The 20,880-nt window shown below is 34.0% G+C and carries 12 protein-coding genes and 1 tRNA gene; 7 read left to right on the plus strand and 6 right to left on the minus strand.

What is annotated here, in order from left to right:
- Positions 1 to 179: 179 nt before the first annotated feature.
- Both AC3QL1_RS09360 and AC3QL1_RS09365 read right to left on the minus strand, forming a co-directional pair.
- On the minus strand, positions 180 to 2,357 hold the full coding sequence (locus AC3QL1_RS09360; protein ID WP_492497033.1) for a hypothetical protein: 2,178 nt from the start codon (positions 2,355 to 2,357) through the stop codon (positions 180 to 182).
- A gap of 472 nt (positions 2,358 to 2,829) precedes the next feature.
- The gene (locus AC3QL1_RS09365) at positions 2,830 to 3,099 is read right to left on the minus strand and encodes a hypothetical protein (protein ID WP_492497035.1); all 270 of its coding nucleotides are present in this window, start codon (positions 3,097 to 3,099) and stop codon (positions 2,830 to 2,832) included.
- Between the two features lie 792 nt (positions 3,100 to 3,891).
- Between AC3QL1_RS09365 and AC3QL1_RS09370 the strand changes: the two genes are divergently transcribed.
- Both AC3QL1_RS09370 and AC3QL1_RS09375 read left to right on the plus strand, forming a co-directional pair.
- Complete coding sequence (locus tag AC3QL1_RS09370; protein WP_492497553.1) at positions 3,892 to 3,960, plus strand: hypothetical protein; 69 nt, start codon at positions 3,892 to 3,894, stop codon at positions 3,958 to 3,960.
- A 40-nt stretch (positions 3,961 to 4,000) separates the two neighbouring features.
- Entirely contained in the window at positions 4,001 to 8,782 is a 4,782-nt protein-coding gene (locus tag AC3QL1_RS09375) for a DUF5977 domain-containing protein (RefSeq protein WP_492497036.1), read from the plus strand.
- A 263-nt stretch (positions 8,783 to 9,045) separates the two neighbouring features.
- On the opposite strand, the gene AC3QL1_RS09380 is transcribed toward AC3QL1_RS09375, so the two are convergent.
- On the minus strand, positions 9,046 to 9,495 hold the full coding sequence (locus tag AC3QL1_RS09380) for a hypothetical protein (protein WP_492497038.1): 450 nt from the start codon (positions 9,493 to 9,495) through the stop codon (positions 9,046 to 9,048).
- 136 nt (positions 9,496 to 9,631) lie between these two features.
- Here AC3QL1_RS09380 and AC3QL1_RS09385 point away from each other — a divergent pair, with 136 nt between their 5' ends.
- A complete protein-coding gene (locus AC3QL1_RS09385; RefSeq protein WP_492497039.1) occupies positions 9,632 to 10,090 on the plus strand; it encodes an RNA methyltransferase in 459 nt (152 codons plus the stop codon).
- Between the two features lie 535 nt (positions 10,091 to 10,625).
- On the plus strand, positions 10,626 to 11,021 hold the full coding sequence (locus AC3QL1_RS09390) for a hypothetical protein (protein ID WP_492497041.1): 396 nt from the start codon (positions 10,626 to 10,628) through the stop codon (positions 11,019 to 11,021).
- A 321-nt stretch (positions 11,022 to 11,342) separates the two neighbouring features.
- On the opposite strand, the gene AC3QL1_RS09395 is transcribed toward AC3QL1_RS09390, so the two are convergent.
- Positions 11,343 to 11,415, minus strand: a tRNA-Met gene (locus AC3QL1_RS09395).
- 116 nt (positions 11,416 to 11,531) lie between these two features.
- On the opposite strand from AC3QL1_RS09395, the gene era reads away from it, so the two are divergent.
- From era to AC3QL1_RS09410, 3 genes are all read left to right on the plus strand, one after another.
- The gene (gene era, locus AC3QL1_RS09400; protein WP_492497043.1) at positions 11,532 to 12,413 is read left to right on the plus strand and encodes a GTPase Era; all 882 of its coding nucleotides are present in this window, start codon (positions 11,532 to 11,534) and stop codon (positions 12,411 to 12,413) included.
- Between the two features lie 456 nt (positions 12,414 to 12,869).
- A complete protein-coding gene (der, locus tag AC3QL1_RS09405; RefSeq protein WP_492497045.1) occupies positions 12,870 to 14,177 on the plus strand; it encodes a ribosome biogenesis GTPase Der in 1,308 nt (435 codons plus the stop codon).
- A 156-nt stretch (positions 14,178 to 14,333) separates the two neighbouring features.
- The gene (locus tag AC3QL1_RS09410) at positions 14,334 to 17,102 is read left to right on the plus strand and encodes an outer membrane beta-barrel protein (protein ID WP_492497047.1); all 2,769 of its coding nucleotides are present in this window, start codon (positions 14,334 to 14,336) and stop codon (positions 17,100 to 17,102) included.
- 85 nt (positions 17,103 to 17,187) lie between these two features.
- On the opposite strand, the gene AC3QL1_RS09415 is transcribed toward AC3QL1_RS09410, so the two are convergent.
- Complete coding sequence (locus AC3QL1_RS09415) at positions 17,188 to 17,925, minus strand: DUF2490 domain-containing protein (RefSeq protein ID WP_492497048.1); 738 nt, start codon at positions 17,923 to 17,925, stop codon at positions 17,188 to 17,190.
- 176 nt (positions 17,926 to 18,101) lie between these two features.
- On the minus strand, positions 18,102 to 20,651 hold the full coding sequence (locus AC3QL1_RS09420; RefSeq protein WP_492497049.1) for a TonB-dependent receptor: 2,550 nt from the start codon (positions 20,649 to 20,651) through the stop codon (positions 18,102 to 18,104).
- Positions 20,652 to 20,880: the final 229 nt, after the last annotated feature.

Here is a 20,880-nt window from a genome sequence, read left to right on the forward strand (position 1 = left end):
ATTCCTTATGCTTTTAGAGGAAGATACAAAAATCAGTCATAAACTTACAAGAAAATAAAGCTGTAGCTAAACCAAAAAATAAAAGAACTTCTGTAAATACTTAAATTATTTAAAATGAAAACATTCGTGTTCTCCCTAATCATTGTATAATTCGATCAGGAAAACTTAAATGAATAGTATCATTGAATTTTAATTGTTCCCAGACCAGAGATTTCATATTCGTGCATTTTGGCAGTTTTTTTGTGCGGTTTCAGCATTTCATTATCCTGTAAAACTTTGAAGTCAATTTTGTTTTTGGCAAGTTTTATAATTTTCAAATTGCATGACATCTCCTTATCACCATTAAGATGTATGGTAATGGATTTTTCTCTTTTTGTAAATTGATGAGGATAATCGATAAAAATCAAAAAGTCTTCATCGATCTTAATATATTGTCTCGGTACTATCCCAAAGGCCATTCCGGCGCCATAAACTTCCTGACCTACCTGACCACTTTGTTGCCACCCATTGTATAAATCCTCGAGGGGAACCCATAAATCAGCTTGTAGCTCACCTGTTTTTACTTCGTCTGAGAGCATTTCTTTTGGCAGCTTCGGGGGATAATAATAGGCAATTCTGTTTACCGCATATTTAATAAATTCCGGAATTAATATTTTTAAAGATGGTAAAATGGTAACATCCTTTGCCTGAATGTAATATTCAGACAAAGCAGCATAAACTTCTAATTCCTCATATGCGGCAGTGTAGGGCGCATCGTTAAGGGGAAATATAGAAAAGAAATTGGTATAATTTTTACCAAAGCCATATTTGCAATCATACAGCTGTACGTTTTTAAATAACCCGCTAAGACAGGTATAACTAATTTCAAGATATAGTTTTTTATTTGTTATTTTATATAATTCAAGTAATGCTCCAGCTGCAAAAGCGGTGTTGTTGGCCTGGTATAAAATATTTATACCTTCCTCTGTTAGCTTTTTTGCCGCTTTCTCAGCTTCATTTAAATAGCGTTTTTCTTTGGTTAACTTAAAAATGAGCAGCATTAAATGTGCGTACGCCCCGGGAACATCTTTTTCTCCACCAGCGCCGGGTGCTGTTTCTTTTTTGATTACCTCGAGAGTTTCCATATGATAAAAGACAGGCCATTTGTATTTAAAATGGTGCGCTACTTTTATAACATAATCAATAGAATCCAATACCAGTTTTTCGGCTGTTTTGTCACCGTGTAAAGCCAGTCTTGCCAAATTCATTAAAGGGTGATGTAAATACCACGAGTCCATCACCATTTCTTTTTTTTGTTCCTCTGACTGATCCAGCTTATTGGCCAGAGCGGGGAGCCATCTGTTGATACAATTTATCTTTGGGTCATAAAAGGCTGGCAATCCATTAAGGATATCATCGTAAAGCGAATTTTTTTCACCTCTCCATTTCTCATATTCTTTATATGGGGACAAAACAGCAAGCTGAACCATACTTTCGGCAGGAGTTTTATAATCGCACAAATAGGCGTTTAGATACGAAACTCCTTTTGTTTGCGTCCATGCACCCCTGCTATTTTGTAGATCTCTTAAAGCATTTTGAGCGATCTCCGGCCAATTGTGATATTCAATTCTTGGCTGCTGAAGCACTTTGTATATTTTGACAAGATTATTTAAAAAGTGCTCACAAATAGCCAGTGTTTCCTCTACTATTTCAGTGTCTAATGCTACATAGGCATCTGATATTGTAAAAGTTTTACCCGCGGGAAGCGGCAATTTATCAGTACTTGGAAGCTGAAATCCAATTTCGGGCCAGTTTCCACCCACTGTATTTTTTGATTCCGTTTGAGTAGCTTCACAATATTGCGACAATGAAGTAAGATTTTGAAAATAAAAAAAAGACCCTGTCTCTGGTTTTGTAATGCTTGCAAATATTAATCCTGATCGTGATCCGAATTGTTCCATATGTATTCTTCCAGCAGTATTTTCTATATTCCCATTTTCTGTAAGGGGAATTATATCCCGTGGCCAAAAGGGAATCATAAGCGGGACATTTGCCTTAAAAGTGGTAGTGTAATGCAAGATAGGCGATGCCTGATCAGGAAAATTAACACGAACTTCATAATTTCCCAGTCTGGTATCGAGTGCAAAAACGATGGTGTCTTCATCGTCAAAGAGATTGACGATTTCAAAACAGCTGTTCATGGCAAATGCAGCACGAAAAGCTATTTTTCCCTTCTCAGACATGAGTGCAACAATCCAAAGTGAATCGCCGGTATTATAAAATTGATAGGTATAATCAAGAATTTTTCTCTCTAAAAGTATTTCGCTGTTTTCAATATCTATCTGAGCAGTAGTGCTCCAAGCTGTAACTGTATGCATACAATATAGTTTTAGTTATATTAGTGTAAAATTCAATGATTAGCGAAGAACGCAGTCATGAATATTATTTTGACTTAGCTTATGCTACTATTTACTAAAAATAAATTGACCTATCATTAGCGTTCCTAAAGAAAGCACTAAGAAATATAGGAATAAGCCATAAGTTCGCAAATACATATTCATAATTAAACTGATTTTCAGTAAATTTCAGAAATAACATAGCTTATATCTTTACATAATTTGTTGAACCTTTTATAAGATTTTCCGCATTACAAAAAATAATTAAAAACAATATTGGTATTCTTTTTCAAGAGCCTTGTATTTCTTACTTTAAATCATAGATTTTATCTTGCCCTATACTTCTAAAAATAGTCTAAAAAAAACTAATTTTCGAAGAGTAAAGCAAGATAAACTCCATTAATTCGGTATTACTAAAATAAGATTTGCGCTCACAAAAAAAATTCGGTTTTCCCTAAGCTATTTCCTGTTGGGCTTGCTCAAAACTCAGGGAATCAGATTTTAAGAGATCCTTATATTTGGCAAGTCCTATCCCAATTATAGGAATAGACAAATTTCCGATCACAGAACCAGCCTTTTTATGACCAGTTTTGTTCAGATAAGATGATAAAAGCAATGCGCCCACTGCTCCAAATAGTATTACTTCTCCCGGTACATCACTAATTTTGTCTTCTATAAATTCTCTGATATTCTCAAGATTTTCCTGATTGATTAAATTTTCCATAATCGTATTTTATTTTAAATGATTAATAGTATTAATTATATAAAATTACTGCATCAGCAAAATTTGTCATTATAGATTTAAAGAACCTAATTATATAATTATCATTTGGTTATTGTTGTTAATGCAGTTTTAATTTTCTGTTTGTGTATATATTGAATATAAAACTTAAAGAAGGTATGCATAGATTTTGTTAGGCTTTGAGTTTTCCAAAATAACATGTGCCAAGATTCTTCCACAAATTTGAACTGGCATAATATCTGAAAAACTACATTAACTTTTTGTGGTAAAAAAAGTACACTCTAATCACATAGGTATAAATTAGCTCTCAAGTTAATTGTTTTAAGGCTTGTCTGTTTTTTTTGAATGAATTATTCTGGAGATATTATGAATTTTGAGAATTTTATTCCAAAATGAGGAAAGCCGTAAAGCTCTAATGTACGAATAGTTTAGATTTGCTCGCAAATCTAAAAACAACTCAATAAGCTTATGAAAAAACTTTACTTCTTCTTTTATTGTCCTTTTTTAGTTATTCCCAGAATATTCTTTGAGAGAAATCATATGGTGGAATCCATGTAGATTAGAATTTTATTTTGGCAGGAAGTCCATTGTTTCAAATTCCTCAAAAGATGAAAACTCCAATATTCGAAGTATGACTTCTTTGGGTTATAAAGCTTAAAGACAAGGCAAAAATCCAGAAGATCAAAGCAAGTATAAAAGTTATACTAAATTCTGCAGGAGTTTAGTATTTCAAGCAGAACAGTTCCGGAAGATTTAAGCAGATATGCGGAAGGAATCTACATCATCAATATCAAAACCGATGTTAAAACAGAATCGGTTAAAGTCATAAAATCAATTCATTAAAAATATTTTTATAATGTATAAATTAATTTTAAAGCATTCAGTGAAAAATTTATTTTTGCTGCTTTTCATGTTTATATCAGAAATTGGTATTGCACAGTCTGATACAGATAAATTTTTGCCTAATATAGTACCTCCTTCTCCTACAGCGGGTGAACTGGGAAAATTTGGCAATGTTCCTGTAGGGCTCTTTACCGGAGCTGCTAATATTTCAGTTCCCTTAATTACTTTTAAAACAAAAGATTTAGAATCTCCGATATCACTTTTTTACGGCTCAAACGGAATAAAGGTGGATGAAGTTTCCTCGAATGTAGGTTTGGGCTGGAATATGAATTTTGGAGGAGTTATTACCCGTACGGTACGAGATAAATTGGATGAGCCCATAACTGCCATTTATCCACCCGATGATTTGTCTAATGCAACCACTGAGCAAAGAGTGCAGTTTTACAGGGCGGCCGGACAGGAGAATGCAGATACGGAAAGTGACATCTATTCTTTTAATTTCAATGGCAATTCGGGAAAGTTTGTATATGATAAAAACGGAGCTCCGGTTTTGATTAACAATCAAAAAATTAAAATTGAAAGAACCGGAAACCAAAATGCTGATTTTTTACTGACAGCGACCAATGGAGTTAAATATTATTTTACGGAAAAAGAAACCACAACATTTATAAGTTCAGGAGGTGGGCATTCAATTCCTGTTGGAAGTGTCACAGCTTGGTATTTAAGTAAAATTGTGCATCCAAACGGGTCTGAAATTTATCTTACCTACGAGAATTATACAATGAACTATGTGGCTTCTAATTCTCAGTCATTGATAATGTCTTATCCTCCAATACAGGAAGATTGCTTTGGAGTTGTATACGCTAAAGCACCAGCTCTTAGTGGAATTATTTCCCAGAATATGTCTGTAATAGGAAAGCGAATTACTAAAATATTCAGTGATAATACTATGGATGGTTACGTGACTTTTACTTATAATATTCCAGGTGATAATGAAGAGGTATCGGGCGATAATAAGATAGAGAACATCACACTGTTTAATAAAGATAATATTGAAATAGAAAAAATAAAGTTTGGATACTTAAAAACAGTAAACAAAAGAGTTTTTTTACAAAACATTATATTTCTTGACCCGACTAAAAAATATAGTTTTGAGTACATTAATCAGGACGAATTTCCTGAAAGATTATCCTACAGCCAGGATCATTGGGGGTACTATAATGGTAAGAACAATATCAATTTAGTTCCTAAAAATATAGCGGGTTATAATTTAGACCTAAATAATATTGATTATAACGGAGCTGACAAAGAACCAGATAAAAATTTTGCTAAGATAGGGTTGTTAAGTAAAATTGTTTACCCTACAAAAGGTTATACCGAATTTGATTATGAAAGCAATACCTATTGGGGAGAGAAAACGACCTATCCTACAAAAACGAATTTAAATTTACAAAGATCCCCTGAAGATAATAATGTTGCTGGAAGTATTTACACAATTAGCTCACCAATAAATCAAAGAATCGCATTTTTAGGCAGGGTCAATTATGTAAGTAATCAGCCCCCTATATATGATCAGTATGGTAACTTAATACCTGACCCATCCTATACGGGGCATTTTTCTGCCGCTATGCAGATCAGCAGTACTGATGCTCCGGGTGTTTTCCTTCCCTTTTACGAATTAACTCAGTTTGGTGTTCCTTATACTCACCAAGGAGGTTTTACTTTTATAAACAGCACAGAGACTCAGTTTGTCGATAATGTTTTTTATTTCGATGCTGAGGCAGGAAAAACCTATACACTTGTTCTCTATAAAAACGGCATTCGTGCTGCGGCAAATGTGGAGGTTAGCTATTATGCCACCGCTCCGGTAACGGCAAATACCAATATCGAAACCGGTGGTGTAAGAATTAAGTCCACTAAGGATTTTGCAATAGAGGGTTCAGTTCCAGTGTATAAAAGGTATTATTATGCCAATAAGGACAATATAAATCAATCATCGGGTAATAACGGCAAAATGCCTTTATACCTGGATATTGCTACTCAAAGAAAAGTCTGTAGTAGTAATGACGGGATGGTACTTTGTCTTTACACAACTTTATTTGATCTGGTGGTAAGTTCCAGTAGTATGATTTCCTTATTTGATACGGGCAACAGTAATTGTTTTTATGAATACGTAACGGTTAGCCAAGGCGGTGATACTTTTGAGAATGGGGGAGAAATGAAACAATTTATAGTGGATAGGGACGGTATCGGAAATATCATTCTTGGACAAACAGAAATTAAAAGTGCTCCACTTACCAATTTCGGATGGGATAATGGTCTAGAGATAAAGTCAGAGGTATTTCAAAAAAGGCAAGCAGGATCTGAATTTGTTATTGTGTCAGAGAATGAAAATAAATATAAGTTAGATTCCTCATATAATAAGGAAATTAAAGCTTATAGTGTTAGAAAAAATTATGAAGAGCCTTGCCCGCTATCACAGACTGTCGAGAATTTTAGTATTGTCGAGTATAAGACCAAAGGATATTGGTTTTATCTGGAATCCTCAACAGCTAAAACGTATGATCTTAAAGGATTAAATCCGATAGAGACTACAACAACTTATCAATATGATCCTGTACATCTTCAGTTGACGTCGCAAAGTACAGAATCATCATCTCAGGAAACACTCCAAACGAGATATTATTATCCTCAGGATGCTGTTATGTCAAGCGAGCCTTTTGTAAATGATATGATAACAGCTAACAGAATTGATACACCTTTAAAAACAGAAACCTTCCGAAGTAATGTATTACAATCCGGTCAAAAAACACTATATGCAAAAGATGCTTCAACAAGTAATTTATTGTTGCCCAAGTTTATTTTCGCAGCTAAATTTCCCAACTCTAATACTACCGCAGATGATTTAAAAAGAAAAATAACATATGATAAGTACGATGATACGGGGAATATATTGCAGTATACTCCTGAAGCAGGTTTGCCCGTTTCTATCATCTGGGGATATAACAAAACACAACCGATAGCTAAAATTGAAAATAAAGCGTATCAAAATATTCCAGTTGAAACAATAACAAATTTACAAACATTATCAAATACTGATAAGGATAACTGTTTGAGCGAAAGTTGTAGTGAACAGCTCCTTAGAAATGCGTTAAATGTGCTTCGAAATTCACTTTCAGACAGTTTTGTTACGACATATACTTATAATCCGTTGGTAGGTGTCACCAGTATTACCGATCCAAAAGGAATGGCATCTTACTATGAATATGATGCTGTAGGCAGATTAAAATTTGTAAAAGATAATGAATTAAACGTACTTCAAAAATATTGTTATAATTATAAAGGGCAACAGACGGATTGTGGTGACAATACTTCAACAACTGTTATTTCATATAAAAGTATAGCCAGAAGTGGTTTGTTTACAAAAAATAACTGTCCGGCCGGAGGATCAGCAGGGTCTATCGACTATAGCCAGGAAATTGGAGCTGTTATTTCAGATATTTCCCAAACAGATGCTGATGATAGAGGCCTTATTAAATTCAATGCAGATGGACAGGCATATGCGAATACTAATGCCAAATGTACTTTTTGGAATGTTGTTCAGAGCCAGCTGATAACCCGCAACAATTGCGCAGCAGGTGGTACACCCGATAGTGCATTATATACGGTTCCGGCCGCAAGATATTTCTCAAATCTTTCCCAGTCAGATGCAGATGCACAGGCTCAAGCAGAAATTAATACTAATGGACAGGCATTCGCTAATGCTAATGCCAAATGTACTTTTTGGAATTTTGCCAAGACCCAGGCAGTAACCCGTAACAATTGCCCAGCAGGAGGCACACCTGATAATGTATTGTATACAGTTCCGGCCGGAAGATATTTTTCAAATTTTTCCCAGGCAGATGCAGATGCACAAGCGCAAGCTGAAATTGATACCAATGGACAGGCATATGCCAATACCAATGCTAAATGTACTTTTTGGAATATTGCCAAAAACCAGTTGTTTACCCGTAACAATTGCGGAGCAGGAGGCATACCGGAAAGCGTATATTATAATGTTGCGGCTGGAAAATATTCTTCAAATCTTTCCCAGGCAGATGCAGATATGCAGGCTCAAGCTGAAATTGATAGTAATGGACAGGCATATGGTAATGCTAATGCCAAATGCACGTATTGGAATGTTGCAAGGAGTCAGGCATTCACTCGTAATAATTGCACATCGGATAGTTCACCGGGCAGCACATTATATAGTGTTCCGGCCGGAAAATATTTTTCAAATCTTTCACAGTCAGATGCAGATGCACAGGCTCAAACAGAAATTAATACTAACGGGCAGGCATTTGCTAATGCTACTGCGAAATGTACATTTTACAGTATTCCAATAAGCGGATCTTTTACCAGAAATAATTGTGGTGTAGGTTTTGTTAGTTCAAGTGTCTCTTTTAGTCAGGCCTATGGAGTTTCAACTTCTACAAATTCACAGACGGAGGCGGATTCTTTAGGTTTAGCTAAATTTAATACAGATGGACAAAATAATGCAAATAATATAGGAATTTGTACACCGGCCGGTCCAGTTTACACATTTGATTATACTTATTCTCCGGCATCATTAAGTATGACACTATTTGCTTATTGTTCAATAGCAAATCATCCTGCAGTCACCTTTAATTTTATAATAACGTATTTATCTACCGCTAATAAACTTTTAACTTTAAGAAGAAGCATTGTCTTGGGAGCCAACCAACTTTCCGCATCACTTACATTAACAGTAGGCGGAGTCAACGGAACCCAACATGTTGAACTAGAAGGTTCGGTACAATAATAGCCTCAATAATTTATAATATATGAAGTAAAACTTGATGAAAAAATTTATATCAATTATAATTTTGCAATTCCGGTAATTCAAGCCCAGGGTTTCAGTGACGATAATTTTGTTTACACTGCAGCTCCCAAAAAGCTGTTAAGTAGGGAATTTTAATACTTTGACCAAGGAAGAACTAAGTCAGAATATTCTTTTGATTTTGTGTTGCATTTTTTGAAAAGTTTTTAAAATGCCTACTATTCTAAGAGTTTTATAAATGATTTTTACCAAGGTTCATTGAACATCAAGAATAACTCATTATAATCCGGCAATAAGGAAAAACGACTATTTTTTCCGACAAACTCATCCAGCACTTTCATATTTTCTTTAGATAAAGGCATTTCGCAATAGTCAAAAATACCTAAAATTGTTGCAGCGCCGATATGCGATGGACAGGTATCAATTGGTAAACTAATTATATCCCTTATAATAATTTCAATATTTTCAGGAAGAATGAAATTTTTAATTACTGTATTTGCAGAAACTATTGCACTTTCTAGAAAAAGTTTTATTGCGATAAAATTTGGATAAGCATCTTTATGTGTTTTCCATTCACAAGCATCTTTTACTATCGAATGAGTCTTCGTTTGAACGATTTCAATGGTTACGGAGCCAAATGCACCTCTGCCATTTACTTGTTTTCGATATAAATATGTTTGCGATCCTAATTTCATTGATTTAATTATAACACTTGTAATTGATAAAATTTGAGACTAAATTAAAAATTATTTATATAAGTACTCAATGCTGGATCTTTCTTTCAACTCAATAAAATTGATTTATGTATTTACAGTTTGTACTTTTGCGTTTATGAATGATAATTTTATAAATGAATATTTTGGTATTGGAATACAAAATGGTAAAACGCCTGAAAATTTGGGTGTTTTATGGAGGTCAGCTCAAAATTTAGGTGCTACTTTTATTTTTACCATAGGGAATCGATATGCCAAACAAGCCTGTGACACTCATGATGCGGTAAAAGCAATTCCGTATTTTCATTATGATACTTTTGAAGCTTTTTTTGAAAACTTACCTAAAGGAGCGCGATTAGTTGGTGTTGAATTAGATGAAAAAGCATCTGATTTAGAAACTTTTGAGCACCCAAGACGTTGTGTTTATTTATTGGGAGCAGAAGATCATGGTTTGTCCAAAAAAGTTATGGCTAAATGCCATCATTTAGTGAAATTTAAATCTGTAAAAAGCTTGAATGTGGCTGTCGCAGGAACTATTATTATGTATGACAGAAATTTGCCTAAGCCGCGATCTTAAAATAAAACCGCTTGTTAATAAAGCCCTGTATTAAACTAGTGTCTCGTCCTGAAAAAGTTTAATATTTAGGATAAAACACAAAGGCATTTAATCTGAACTTTTTCCTATTATATCATTCAATTACATCAGGCAATGAGTTTATTAATTCTGTATAACGTTCCAGAATAACATTTACGTTCTTACTAATACAACAACGGTACAAGCTTATCAAGAAATTAATCCAAGTTTTAGAAGCACAAAGTACTTATTAGGATAAGTGACGAGCAGATACAGCACATGAATTTTCAGAAGCATATTAAGGGGATAAATTGTCTCAAAGTTCAGGAAATTCTAAGACGGTGGGGACAAATTATAATTTAGTACATAATAGTCTTAATACAATTTCAAAGTGTGGCCCTAAGGATTTGAGTATAGAGATAAAAATGGAAATGATACAGGAGAAGTGTATTATCAAAATGGAACTTCAATTATTTTGTACAAGAAGGCACTAGAGACCCGAAAATAATTCAAACTTCACCTTAAATAATAAAATATTATGAAAACAATAATTTTAATTTTTTGCTTCTATTTTGTTTTAATATCCTGTAGAACTAATAATTTAAATTCATCAAATACTGAAAAAAAAGATTTGAAATTTGAAATTATAGGAATAGAATTAATTGAAACAAACTATGTCATATATGCAAAGAGAAATGATTCTGTTTTTAAAATCGCATCGACGAAAAAGGATACAATAACTTGTATGCCAATAAAAAAAGGTGATTTTTTAAGTTTAAAAATTAAATCTGTATTTTCTCCCAACTATCATCAAAAACTAGATATTGCCGGAATAAAATATAATGGAAGTATGGTGAAATTAGAGCGTGGTAACGGAATTATTTGGGACCTATTTGTATCAGAAAACTTAAAGGGACTTTGTTACATAAACTAGGTAATGTTGAGTGTTTCAAAGTTAGTGATATGAGATTTCAAATTTCTAACACATTAAAATAGAAGAAATATCAGTAAAAAACAAAAAAGATGAGCAATACAAGAGTTGTTTTTAAGATGCTGTCCGAATGTCTCTGACTTCGCAACCACAGCAATAATCCATACTTTGATTCTAAAGAGTTTTTATAAAAAGTTCCGCAAATGTCTCTGACTTTACGCATTTTTTTTATTTTTTAGAAATTATAAACGTTACGAAAATCTTCTGACTTTAAGATTTGACTAAAACAAAAAAGCTCCAGATTTCTCTGAAGCTTTGTCTTAGTAGCGGGAACAGGACTCGAACCTGTGACCTTCGGGTTATGAGCCCGACGAGCTGCCTACTGCTCTATCCCGCGATGTTTCGGGTGCAAAGATACGTCGTTTTTTGAGAAATCCAACGAAAACTTTAAAAAATGTTTTATTTTCTGTATTGAGTTGATATGACTACCTTTGCAAAATAAATAATTCACAAATGTCACATAAAGCAGGTTTTGTAAACATCATCGGGAATCCAAACGTAGGGAAATCAACATTGATGAACGCCTTTGTTGGAGAAAGATTATCGATTATTACATCAAAAGCACAAACAACTCGCCACCGTATTCTTGGAATCGTGAATGGCGAAGATTTTCAACTTATATTATCGGATACTCCGGGAATCATTAAACCGGCTTATGAAATGCAGGAGTCGATGATGAATTTTGTAAAATCGGCTTTTGAAGATGCTGATATTTTGATTTACATGGTCGAAATAGGGGAGCAGGACTTAAAAGACGAAGCTTTCTTTAATAAAATAATCCACGCTAAAATTCCGGTTTTATTGTTGTTGAATAAAATCGACAATTCAAATCAGGAACAATTAGAGGAACAAGTAGCGTTTTGGACTGCAAAAGTACCAAATGCTGAAATTTTCCCAATCTCCGCTTTACAGAATTTTAATGTACCGGAAGTTTTCGGACGAATCATTGAATTACTTCCTGAATCACCGGCATATTATCCAAAAGATCAATTAACAGACAAACCGGAACGTTTTTTCGTAAACGAAACCATTCGTGAAAAAATCTTACTGAACTACAGCAAAGAGATTCCGTATGCAGTTGAAATCGTTACGGAAGAGTTTTTTGAAGATGAAAAAATTATCAGAATCCGTTCGATTATTATGGTAGAACGCGAAACGCAAAAAGGAATCATCATCGGACATAAAGGTGCTGCTCTTAAAAAAGTAGGAACAGATGCCCGTGCTGATTTAGAGAAATTCTTCGGAAAACAAATTCACATTGAACTGGTTGTAAAAGTGAATAAAAACTGGAGAAGCAATGCTAATATGTTGAAACGTTTCGGGTATAATCAGTAATATAGTTTGGGCGTGCCCCTCCGGGTCGGGCTATCCGTTGCAATCTTTTGTTCCATTTCATTACACAAAAGGATTTCCACTTCTATCCCTCACGCAAAGACTAAAAAGAAATTAAAATAGATAAAAAAAGGATATTGGGTTTATCAGGAAGAGTAATAAATTTCAAATTTTGTAAACTAAATATTCTTCAACCCTTTAAGCCCTAGCCCAGATGGAAGCGGCATCCTTTTTCTGGCTTCTTTAGCCAGGAAAAGATATAGCGGACAGCTGGAAATAGCTCCTTAAAATAATAGGGAAAATAATAAAAAACTTAGGTACTTAGAAACTTAGTGACTTAGCCACTTTTTTAACTACCTTTGCAAAAAATTAAAATAAAGCATTTTGGACTCCAAGTGATTAGGTTTTTAGGGAACTAAAAATCTGAAATCTGAAATCTAAGATCTAAAATTCAAAAAAATGAATAACATTGTTGCGATAGTAGGAAGACCTAATGTAGGGAAATCAACCCTTTTTAATAGGCTGATACAAAGAAGAGAAGCTATTGTAGATTCGGTTTCTGGAGTTACCAGAGATAGAAACTACGGTAAAAGCGAGTGGAATGGAAAAGAGTTTTCTGTAATTGATACCGGCGGATATGTTCGTGGATCTGATGACGTATTTGAAGGTGAAATCCGCAAACAAGTAGAGCTTGCTATCGACGAAGCTGATGTTATTATTTTTGTGGTTGATGTAGAAGAAGGAATTACACCAATGGATGAAACGGTGGCGAAATTGTTGCGCAAAGTAACAAAACCGGTTTTATTGGCTGTAAATAAAGTAGATAATGCAATGCGTGAAAAAGATGCAATTGAGTTTTATAATCTTGGTTTAGGAGATTATTTTACGTTTGCAAGTATTTCGGGCAGCGGAACAGGAGATTTATTAGATGCGTTGATTGAAGCGTTTCCAGAAAAAGAACCAGTTGAAGAAGTAGCTGAATTGCCTCGTTTTGCCGTTGTAGGACGTCCAAATGCAGGTAAATCAAGTTTTATCAACGCTTTGATTGGTAAAGATCGATATATTGTTACCGATATTGCAGGAACAACGCGTGATGCAATTGATACTAAATTTGACCGTTTTGGTTTTGAATTTAACCTGGTTGATACTGCTGGAATCCGTCGTAAAGCAAAGGTAAAAGAAGATTTAGAGTTTTACTCTGTAATGCGTTCAGTTCGTGCAATTGAGCATGCTGATATTTGTATTTTAGTTATCGACGCAACCCGTGGATTTGAAGGTCAGGATCAAAGTATTTTCTGGCTGGCAGAGAAAAACCGTAAGGGGGTTGTAATCTTAGTAAACAAATGGGATTTGGTTGAAAAAGATACCATGTCGACTCGTGATTACGAAGAGAAAATCAAAAAAGAATTAATGCCTTTTACAGATGTGCCAATTTTGTTCGTTTCGGCTTTAACGAAACAACGTTTATTGAAAGCACTTGAAGCTACAGTTCAGGTTTTTGAAAACAGAAAACAAAGAATTGCAACTTCAAAATTCAACGAATATATGTTGAAAGTAATTGAAGCTTATCCGCCGCCAGCGACAAAAGGTAAATATGTAAAAATTAAATATTGTATGCAGTTACCAACATTAACGCCTCAGTTTGTGTTTTTTGCTAATATGCCACAATACGTTAAGGAACCTTACAAACGTTATCTGGAGAATAAAATTAGAGAAAATTGGGATTTTTCAGGAGTGCCAATTGATATTTATATCAGAGAAAAATAAAATAAAAAGTCCTCAAAACGGGGACTTTTTTTATGCCTCCTTTTAAATCAAATTGATTTTGTCAGACTGAAATGGCATGCTATTTGAATAAATGTAAAAACTACAATTAAACCTTTTGACTTTTTTGCAGTCTAACAAATCAAACCTAACCAATTTATGACAAAGATTTATTCATTTTTATCGTTTTTCTTCCTTTTCGTCGTAGCAGCAAACGCTCAAAACGACATTACATTAAGAGGAACTGTTCTTGATGTTAACACCCAATTGCCGCTGGAAATGGCGACTGTTTATTTTACCACCATAAAAGATTCTACCGTTATTGAATATGCCACTACGGATAAAAACGGAACTTTTAGAATGGATATCAAAAAATATGAGAAGCCTGTTTTTCTTAAGGTAAGTTATATGGGATATCAAACTTATTATGAAGAATATAAAGGACTTACAGAAAGCAAGGATTTTGGTAAACTTTACATGATAGAAAATGTAAACGCATTGAATGATGTTGTTATAAAAACAGAAGCAGCACCAATTACCATTAAAAAAGATACTTTAGAGTTTAATGCCGGTTCTTATAAAGTGCGTCCGGATTCTAATGTCGAGACTTTATTGAAACAATTGCCCGGATTTGATGTCGACAACGACGGAAAAATTACTGTAAATGGGCGTGAGGTTAATCAGGTTTTAGTAAACGGTAAAACGTTTTTTGATAAAGACGGAGCGATTGCTATTAAAAATTTACCTGCCGATATTATCAAAAAAATCCAGGTTTCGGATTTTAAAACCAAAAAAGAAGAACTTTCAAAACAAGAATCAACTTCAGATTTTTCGAGCATTAATATTACTATTGATGAAAAGAAAAACAAAGGATATTTTGGAAAAGTAATGGGCGGTTACGGAACAGATGATCGCTATGAGGCAAATGTCAACCTGAATTATTTCAATAATAAACAAAAAATAAGTTTACTGGCTTCTTCCAATAACATCAATTCTACCGGATTTTCGATGGATGATGTATTTGATAATATGGGAGGAGGAAGAAACAGTAGCGGAAGAGGCGGAAGCGGAAATTCTGGTTCTGGCGGAAGCGGAAAAGGAATTACGCAGTCCAATTTAGTGGGACTTAATTATTCTGATGACTGGACTGAAAAATTATTGGCCATGGGGAGTTATAATTTTTCGAATACCGTCAATAAAAATGATAGTAAGTCAAATGAAGTTGTTTTTCAGCCAACGGGAAATAACATAACACAAAGTGAATCTAAAACCAGAAATGAAAACACGGGTAATAATGCAAATTTTGAACTGGAGTATAAGTTAGATCCTAAAACACGAATTGTAATTGCTCCTAAAGTAAGCCAATCAAATACAAATGGTACATCATCATCTTCCAGTACCACTGAAGATGAAAACGGTAATGAACTGAATAAAAGTGATGGAAGCTCTATTTCAGAGGGTACAAACACAAATTTTGCAAACACGATAAACTTTAATAAAGCTTTTGATAGAAAAGCCCGTAATTTAAGTCTTGTTTTTACGAACAATAACACAGACAGTGATTCTAATGCTTTGAATATTTCTGAAACAATTTATTACGTAGGCTCTACTCCAAATGATTTAAGGAATCAGAATACAAAAAAGAGAGCGATTAGTGATACTTACTCTGCGGATATAGAATATACAGAACCAATAACAGATTCGTTAAGAATTAGAATTGGTGCAGATTTAGATTGGAGAAGTAATAGTAATGATCAAAAAACGTATAATTTCAATGATGATACTCAGGAATATACGGATTATGATGCAAAATTTAGTAATTACACAAGTTCAATTCAAAATTCGTTTACACCAAAAGTTGGAATTACTTTGCAAAAAAACAAGTTTACCGTAAATCTGGACAGCCGAACTTCCATTGTAAATTTTGAAAATTATTCACTATATCAAAATGTAGCGACAGATTTGAGTAAAAAATATGCGTTGCCCTTTGCAACTGCTTTATTGCGATACAAATTTAATCGTTCAAAAAACTTAACATTCAAATATGATTATTCAAATGCATTACCTTCAGCTAATCAGTTAATGCCGATTGTAAATTTAAATAATCCTTTAAATACAATTATTGGAAATCCTGATTTAAAACCAGTTGAAAAAAACAGCGTTAATTTCCAGTTTAGAAATTATGATTTTAGATCTCGTTCAGGTTATAGTTTTAATTTAAAAGGAGATTATTATAATAATGATATTGTTTCTATTTCCAGCTATAATGAAAATGGACAGAAAGAAACTACCTATACAAATATTTCAGGAGTTTATAATCTTTCTTTAGGAGCAAACTGGAATCAGCAGATTAAAAAAGATGCACACACAATTCGATATGGTGTAGGTTTAAGCGGAAACTATTCTTTTGATAAAGGATATACCAATGAAATTTTATATAATTCCAAATCTGTCGGAATTACTCCAAAAGTATATATGTCTTATGATTATGGAGATATATTAACAATTGCACCATCATATAATTTATCATACAACCAGTCTAAATATGAAAATTATTTGCTGGGGCAGACTTCAAATGTGGTACACAGAATTAATTTGCAAACAACATCATACTGGCCGGATAATTTCATTTTCGGAAATGATTTTGGATATACTTACAATTCAAACATCTCAGATGATTTCAAAAAAGATTTTTATTTATGGAACACCAGTTTGTCTTACGGATTTTTAAATAAAACACTTTATGCAAAAGTAAAAGTATATGATGTTTTAAATCAAAACTTAAGCGCAACAAGAACCATTTCGGCAACCTCAATTCGCGATGAAGAAAATACAGTTTTAAAGCGTTATGTGATGTTTTCTCTGGCTTATAAAATTGGGAATTTTAAAGGAGCAGAAAAAGGAAATAAGAGAAGAGAAAGAGAGTAGTTCTCTTTGAAGGTTCAAAGGAGCAGAGTTCAAAGAGACAAAGGGGTAAAGAAAAAGGCTGATCAAATTTTAATGATCAGCCTTTTTAAAATCTACGATCAATCTTATGATAAAAAGTAAAGCGAATGATATCCCGATCATAAAAATCTAGTCCGCTGGCACGTCTTTGAAAACTTTTTAAGTATCCTAATTCCAGACCAATATTTGGATTTATATGATAGCGCAATGCGGCATAGAGACGATTTTGATCAAAAGTATTTCGTTTGTTATCTTTTCCGAAGTTGAACATAATTTCATCAGAAATTGTTCCTTTTAGACTTTGTTTTTCTTTTTTCCAAAGATCAAAAGTCGATTGTAATCTATATCTGAATCGGAAAGCAAAAGAAAATTCGTCAAGTAATTCGGTCTTAGTTGCTTTCTGAATAAATCGTTCTTCCAGTTGAAAACGATTGTGAAATGTAATTTTTGCAATATCATTAATTAGCGTAATATCCTGCTGAGTACGATATTCCGGAACCGAAAAATCAGGATCGATGTGAGGATCTTGTGTATTGACATTAAAATAAGCAAAACCGCCGCCTAAATCGACAATTTTACCGGCACGATATCTTCCCTGAACTCTTATCACAAATAAATTTTCATGAACAGGATTTATAAAACTGCGATTATCAAATTCAGAATGCAGCGCCCATTTTTCGGTTAAGGGTAAAATATTATAATACCGAATCCAGGTTAGTGTTTGCTGGTCAAAATTTCTTTTGGTTTGAGCAAAACCATGTTGAGTCAAAAAAAATAAAAATGCAGCTAGCCTGAGAATTTTCATTTATATAAATTCAGGATGCGAATATATACAAATGCGAACTGATTAAGAGAAAGCGAATTGATTTTTAAATTTGTTTTCCTTTCGATTTTGTGATTTTATAAAAAACCAAAACATAAAAAAAAGCGAGATAAATTTTAAAATCTATCTCGCTTAATCTATTTAAAATTAACTAAATATTATAGTGAATATTTTAAAGTAATTCCATAAGTTCTTTGATCTCCCAATACTCCGGCGTATTGTCCTGAATTTCCGCCTGCAGGCAATAATTGTTCGTAATAATCTTTGTTTAAAAGATTACGGCCCCAGAAATGAACAGATAAACCTTGCGAAGCACGGAAACCTAAACGGGCATTAAAAATAGCATATCCCTGAACAACCAAATATTTTGAAGCTGATGGACTTGATGAGAATTCAGAACGTGCATAAGAATCTACAGCTACGAAAACTTTTCCTGCATTTCCGAAGAATTTTGCGCGATCAGAAAGTTCTCCTCCCAAAGATCCTGCCCATCTTGAAGCACCAGGCAAAGCAGATCCGGATACATCTTTGAAAGATACGGTTGCTCCGGTTTCTTCTAATGGAAGTGGCGCATTTGTAAATTTCACGTACTTACCATCTGTATAAGTTGCAGCTCCATTAATAGTTAAATGCTGGCTTACTACAAAACTAGCGTCAAGTTCTACACCTTGTACACGTACTTTATCAGCATTTGCAAGATATCCGCGGTTTACACCTAATTCTGCTGCCTGAACGTTAGTTTGGAAATCATTGATATCTGTTTGAAATAATGCCAGGTTTAAGATTGAATTTTTGAATGGAGATGTTTTTACACCTACTTCATAATGATATACTTTTTCTGGTTTGATAACCGCAAGATCAAGTAAAGGCGCGCCAGCAGAATTTGTTGGTAATCCTGCAACGTTTACCCCAACAGGTTTGTAGCTTTTTGCAAAAGTTCCGTAAGCATTGATTTTATCCGAAGCTTTAACAGTAACTGTAATGTTTCCGGAAAAATCTGTGTTGTCGATAGCTGAATCAAATGCCTGGTCAGAATATACTTGTTTTTTCAAAGCAATTAATGCAGGATCTGTTGTTTGTAATCCTCCATAAGTTGTACGGGCATAATGAGCATCTTTTTTGTCAAAATTATAACGTAAACCAGGTAAAACATGTAACCAACTTGTGATAGCCCAGTCAATTTGTCCAAATACCGCAGCACTTGATGCTCTGATATTGGCATCTGTTTTAATTCCGTAACCTTCAAAAAGACCCGGAGTTTTCCATAAAGTACTTGTTGAACTTTGAGCAAATCTCCATTGCGCATTTCCGGATTCTTCTGTACCATCTGTTTGTGATGTTTGGTCAATAAAGAATACACCTGCAACACCACTAATTTTAGAAGTTAACTGTCCTGCATAACGAACTTCTTGTGTAATTTGAGTTTGCCTTGTAGGGTTTTGTGATTTTGCCAGTACTTGCAATCCTGTAAAATCCCTGTCATTTGATGGATCCCAATTCCAGAATCTCCATGCAGTTGTAGAAGTAAGGGTTCCACCTCCAATTTTGGTATCAATATTAAGAGATATACCTCCTAAATCCTGATTAGATCTCCAAGGAGTATCCTGATCAATTTTACGGTCAAAAGCGTTTTGACTCGGAAGCTGGTAATTCAAATCGGCGATAATAGCATCAAATTGGCGGTAAGCAGCTCTTTGAGTTGGAGCAACACCGGCAACAACCTGTGCATATCCGTCAGGACGCTGAGTGGTAATATCGGCAGCCAATATAATATTTGTATTTTCTGTTGGTGTCCAAAGCAATTGCCCTCTGATTCCCTGATTATTTAAAGTGTTTGTTGCTCTTCCTGTAGCAACATTATCAATTAAACCGTCACGTTGTGTACCTGAAAAAGATAAACGACCTGCTATTTTTTTGCCCAAAGCTCCTGTAACAGATGCTTTTGCCTGAATGAAAGAATAGTTTCCGTAGCTCACTTCAAAATCAGCACCAGAAGTAAAACTTGGTTTGCGTGTAGTAATGTTAAAAGCTCCCGAAGTTGTGTTTTTACCAAACAAAGATCCTTGTGGTCCGCGTAAAACCTCAATTTGTTCTACATCGATAAAATCCAGTGTTGTTGCAGCCGGACGTGCATAATAAACACCGTCTACATAAAAACCAACACCCGGATCGATTCCGTCATTTGTAAGTCCGAAAGGAGAACCAAGACTACGAATATTAATACCTGTATTTCTTGGGTTTGATGAATATAACTGAACAGAAGGAACTAATTCTTTAATACGATTTACGTTAAAAGCTCCGGTTTGTTCTGCCTGCTTTCCAGTAATTACAGAAACTGCAATTGGAACATCCTGAACTTTTTCGATACGGCGTCTTGAAGAAACAACCACTTCGATAAGTTCATTTTCTTCACGAAGTATTAATTGTAAAGGTGCTGTTGGTAAAGCTGTAATTTCTATTTCTGTAGTTTTGTATCCTACATATTGAACTAAAAGTGTCAATGGAAGTTTTCCTTTAGAATCAATTGTAAATCTTCCGCTGGCATCTGTGCTGGCGCTGGAAGTGGTTCCTTTTATAACAACGTTAGCTGCTTCTAACGGAATATTTTCATTTGTGTTAACAACGCCTTCAATATTTTGCGCATATGATGTTGTAAAGGCTAAAAGTAAAAAGATGCTTGTAATAGATATTTTATATAGATTTTTCATTTTTATATTAAGTATATGTGATTAGTAGAATTTAAATTAAAATTTTTTTTACCAGCACATACATATCATAGAAGAATTGTTTTTCACGATAGTGAATTGACTATTTTGGTTTCTTTGCAAAAGATTTTCAGTTAAACCTGATCGATTGTAATTTACTTTCATAGGGTTAAAATTTGTAATTGGTTGTTGATTTTTTTGCAAATATATGTAAATTCTATAGATTTACTAG

Source organism: Flavobacterium sp. GW823-FHT04A11, assembly GCF_058796535.1.